Below are 4,308 nucleotides of genomic sequence, written 5' to 3' on the forward strand. Positions count from 1 at the left end.
CATACACGGTTATTGGGTGGCGCCTGAAGGAGTCATATACAAGGATTTCAATAAGGACATTCACTATATCAGCTCTGAAGAATTGGAAAACAGGCGTGTCAATTTCAAGAAGTATTTTGCGGGCGTTGACTGGGGATATGAGCACCCGGGTTCTATTGTCGTAATTGGACAAGATGACCAGGGGGGGTTTTATTTGCTCGAAGAACATGCCAAGCGACATGAGGAAATTGATTACTGGGTGAAGGTGGCGAAAGGCGTAAAAGAGCGGTACGGAAACATTAATTTCTACTGCGATACTGCGCGACCGGAACACGTTCAGCGATTCCGCAGGGAGAAACTGCGTGCATTGAATGCTGATAAGGCGGTTATATCCGGTATCGAAGAAGTGGCGCGGCTGCTTAAGCGAAACGAATTATTCATCGTAAAAGACAAGGTCGCTCGCTTCGAAAAAGAAATTTTCATGTATGTATGGAATCAAAAGACCGGCGATCCTGTGAAGGAATGGGACGACGTGCTGGATGCTCTCCGGTACGCTCTGTATTCGCATAATAAACCGAAAAGGCGGAAAGGGATGAGCTGATGAATCAGTTTATAGAAATTATTGAGCAGTCCGGCATAACACCTGAATTGATTGACAAGATCATTCAGGAGCATAAGCCGGATCATGACAGAATGAAAAAGCTTTATGATCGGTACCAGGCTGAGGTTCAGGGCGTTCCGATCTTATCCAGAGAAGCCATTGAATACGAGGATTTTGAAACAGGGAAATTAAAACGTATTGATCACAAAGTAAACAATAGGCTGAACAACTCGTTTGATTCTGAAATCATTGATACAAAGGTGGGCTATCTGTTTGGTCATCCTATTGCATATGAGTTTGATGAGAGCGGTGAAGCAAGTAATGCAAAACTTGTGAAACAGCTGATTGAAGGTTTCAGTACGGAAAACAACATTGCTGATGAAGACAGTGAGTGGGGGAAAATGGCCTCTATTTGCGGTTACGGCGCCCGCCTCGCTTACGTTGATCGTTCTGGAAACGAGCGAATAAAAAATATTGATCCATGGGAATGCGCTTTTATTACTGATGGAAGCATCCATGAACCTACTTACGCTCTGCGATATTACACGGTGTATGGCGGCAAGATTAAAGCAGAATTCTATGATCAGAAATATGTTTATTATTTCAGTACGAAAGACAGCTCGTCCTTCACTTTTGATAAAAAAACTTTGCATCTTTTTGACGGCTGTCCCTTATTCGGTTTAGCGAATAACAAGGAACTAAAGGGAGATGCTGAAAAGGTTCTTTCGTTAATTGATGCGTATGACCGCACGTTGTCCGATGCATCGAATGAGATTGAGCAATACCGACTGGCTTATCTGATTTTAAAAGGGCTTGGCGCGGATGAAGAGACGCTTGATCAGCTCAAAAAGACCGGAATCCTTGAATTGTATGACGAAAAAGATGACGTAAGCTATCTGACAAAGGATATAAACGATGCCATCATAGAAAACCATCTTGATAGGTTGGAAGAGAATATCCTTCGCTTTGCGAAATCGGTCAATTTCTCCGATGAATCTTTTGGCGGGAATGTTTCAGGGGTTGCGATGAAATATAAATTGATGTCGCTTGAAAACAAATGCATCACAATGGAACGGAAGATGACTGCTGCTCTGCGTTATCAATATAAACTGATTTTTTCCGCATGGGGCACTAAAAGGCAAGCGGCGGCGGAAGATTATAAAAAAGTTTGGTTTGGATTTAAGCGAAACCTTCCGGCAAATGTACTGGAAGAAGCAAACACGACGGGACAGCTTAAAGGAATGGTAAGCGAAGAAACCCGCCTGTCTCTGCTGTCGTTTGTTGATGATGTCCAGTATGAGCTGAAGAAGATGGAAGAGGAAGAAGAGGAATACAGGCTCAACATGCCGCCGTTAACGGATGTGGAAACAGACGCGGGCGGTGATGAAGATGAACCAGAATGATATTGATAAGTACCTGGACGACATGATCACTGAGGATGCTCAGAAGATTGATGTCGTTTTTGCGTCTCGCTTAAAGGAGATCAATGCACAAATTGCCCAGATGTATGCGAAGTACAGCAAGGACGGCCAGCTTACTTTTGCCGATGCCAACAAATACAATCGTCTGAACAAGGAAATGGAGAGGATGGCCGAGGAATCTCACCAGGCTTTCAAAACCATTCTGACTATTGTTGAGGCATTAGCAGCCAAGCAGTTTTTAGAGAATTATATGCGTTCTGCTTATCTATTTGAAATGGAATCCGTGGTTAACTTGGGTTTTAGCATCCCGACAGCCAAAGTCATCCGGCAGGCCATTCTAAACCCCATAGCTGAATTGACCTTGTCAGCGATATACAGGAGGCATCGAGACGATTATGTCCGGCAGATTCAAATTTCCGTCGCACAGGGCCTACAAGCGGGGGAGGATTATTCAAAGATCGCCCGCCGCATTGAAAGAGCAACCGAATTTGCCCGCAGGAAAGCCCGTGACGTGGCGAGAACAGAAGCTCATAGGGTACAAGTCTCGGCAAGGATGGAAAGCGCTGAAAAGGCCTCAAAACGGAGCAGTCTTAAAAAGATGTGGAATGCTACTCTTGATCTTAAAACACGAGCCGGGCACAGGAAGCTGGACGGGAAGACTATAGAACGCAATGGGCTGTTCAAATCAATTTACGGCGGCGTCGGGCCGGCTCCAGGGCACATGAATAATGCCAAGGATGATATTAACTGCCGTTGCACAATTACGTTTAAAGTGAACGGCGTCCTGCCGGATACGAGAAGAGCGAGGGAAGGCGGCAGCGGGGCTGGCCAGACAATCCCATACCAAACCTATGAAGAGTGGTACAAATCCATTGAGGAAAAGGGCCGCCGTTAAACAGCGGCTTTTTATTTTGTCCTGAGCACGACGTTAAAAGGCTTATTTTTCATGCACTCATAACAGGCGCGCACTGTAGAGGGCAAAGGAGGAAGAAGCGTAATGCCAACATTAGAAGATGTGAAAAAATTTCTTGAAGAAAATAAAGAGAACGAAGAAGTACAGTCGTATCTGAATGAACTTTCTGCCGTGTCTGCTGACAAGGTGAATGGGTTTTTAGATACAGAAGAAGGAAAACGTCTCATTCAGCCTCGGTTGGATTCTCATTTTACAAAAGGACTTGATACGTGGAAGGCGAACAATCTCGATGCTCTGGTTGATACAAAGGTAAAAGAGCTTTATCCAGAAGAAACAGAAGAGCAGAAGCGGATCAGGAAGCTCGAAAAGGAGCTGAAAGATCAAAAGACAGCAGCACAACGTGAAAAGCTTTTAAACAAAGCTGTTTCTTATGCTTCTGAAAAGCAACTGCCGGCAGATGTAGAAGTAGTGGGATTCTTTGTCGGTGAGGATGAAGAATCAACGATGAAGAACCTCGGAGCATTCGAAGAGAAGTACAACGTTGCACTTCAAAAGGCTATTGAATCCAAGTTTCAAGAGAATGGCCGTGATGTCCAGTCCGGCAGCAATGAATCGACAAATCAAGATTTAGACATCAGCTCGCTTGCAGCTGAAGCAAGTATAAGAAAATAAGGAGGGCTATCTTTAATGCCAACATTTAATCCGAACAATGCATTGATGCAAGACTCAGTAAATGGGAAGGTTCCAACTGAACAAGGAACGCTGGTTTTAAAAGAGTTTATGACCCAATCTGCTGTCACGAAACTCGCAAAATATGAAGAAATGACTAAGCCGGAGAAAGAATTCACGTACTTGGCTTCTGGGCCAGGAGCATACTGGGTTGGAGAGGGCGATAGAATTCAAACATCTAAGGCCCAATGGTTAACAGCAAAAATGATTTCAAAGAAATTGGGTGTCATCATCCCTGTTTCTAAAGAATTCTTGCGCTACTCTGTAACAGATTTCTTCACACAAATGCGCCCGGCTATCGCTGAAGCCTTTGCGATCAAATTTGATCAGGCTGCGTTATTCGGTGTAGATTCACCGTTTGGAAAAGGCGTATCTGTATTTGAAAAAATCAAGGAATCTGGTAACGCTATTGCGTTAAACTCACTTGGCAATCTATATGATGAGTTAAGCGGGATCATGGCTTTGGTCGAAGACGCTGACAAAGATGTAAACGGCTTTACAACAACACGCCGATTCCGTCAGAAACTTCGTGGTACTAAGGACGGTAACGGGCTTCCGATCTTCAACGATGCGACAGGCGGCGCCACACAACAAGCCCTTGGCCTTCCGATCGGATATGTGGATTCTAAGTCATGGGATTACGAAAAAGCGGCATTACTTGCGGC

The 4,308-nt window shown here is 44.5% G+C and carries 5 protein-coding genes; all 5 read left to right on the plus strand.

The genetic code is table 11. From position 1 onward, the window contains the following. Positions 1–580: phage terminase large subunit family protein (locus tag BGM27_RS20610; RefSeq protein ID WP_483297758.1), on the plus strand; the 580-nt coding region annotated here is incomplete at its 5' end. Continuing rightward, the gene (locus BGM27_RS17060; protein WP_007408597.1) at positions 580–1,983 is read left to right on the plus strand and encodes a phage portal protein; all 1,404 of its coding nucleotides are present in this window, start codon (positions 580–582) and stop codon (positions 1,981–1,983) included. The genes BGM27_RS20610 and BGM27_RS17060, both read left to right, overlap by 1 nt. Further along, the gene (locus BGM27_RS17065; protein ID WP_007408596.1) at positions 1,970–2,896 is read left to right on the plus strand and encodes a phage minor head protein; all 927 of its coding nucleotides are present in this window, start codon (positions 1,970–1,972) and stop codon (positions 2,894–2,896) included. Before BGM27_RS17060 ends, BGM27_RS17065 begins: the two co-directional genes overlap by 14 nt. Before the next feature lie 102 nt (positions 2,897–2,998). After that, positions 2,999–3,586 carry a DUF4355 domain-containing protein gene (locus BGM27_RS17070; RefSeq protein ID WP_217031304.1) on the plus strand — a complete coding sequence of 196 codons (588 nt, stop codon included), beginning with the start codon at positions 2,999–3,001 and terminating at the stop codon, positions 3,584–3,586. Between the two features lie 15 nt (positions 3,587–3,601). Then, positions 3,602–4,308 (plus strand): phage major capsid protein (locus tag BGM27_RS17075; RefSeq protein WP_254122906.1); only part of this gene is annotated, 707 nt, incomplete at its 3' end.

Origin of the sequence: Bacillus sp. FJAT-27001 (genome assembly GCF_019039175.1) — a bacterium.
GTDB classification, from domain to species: Bacteria; Bacillota; Bacilli; order Bacillales; family Bacillaceae; genus Bacillus; species Bacillus velezensis.

Bases quoted from the DNA above. Each gene is read 5' to 3' on its own strand.
- BGM27_RS17060 (WP_007408597.1), top strand. From the start codon at position 580: ATGAATCAGTTTATAGAAATTATTGAGCAGTCCGGCATAACACCTGAA.
- BGM27_RS17070 (WP_217031304.1), top strand. From the start codon at position 2,999: ATGCCAACATTAGAAGATGTGAAAAAATTTCTTGAAGAAAATAAAGAG.
- BGM27_RS17065 (WP_007408596.1), top strand. From the start codon at position 1,970: ATGAACCAGAATGATATTGATAAGTACCTGGACGACATGATCACTGAG.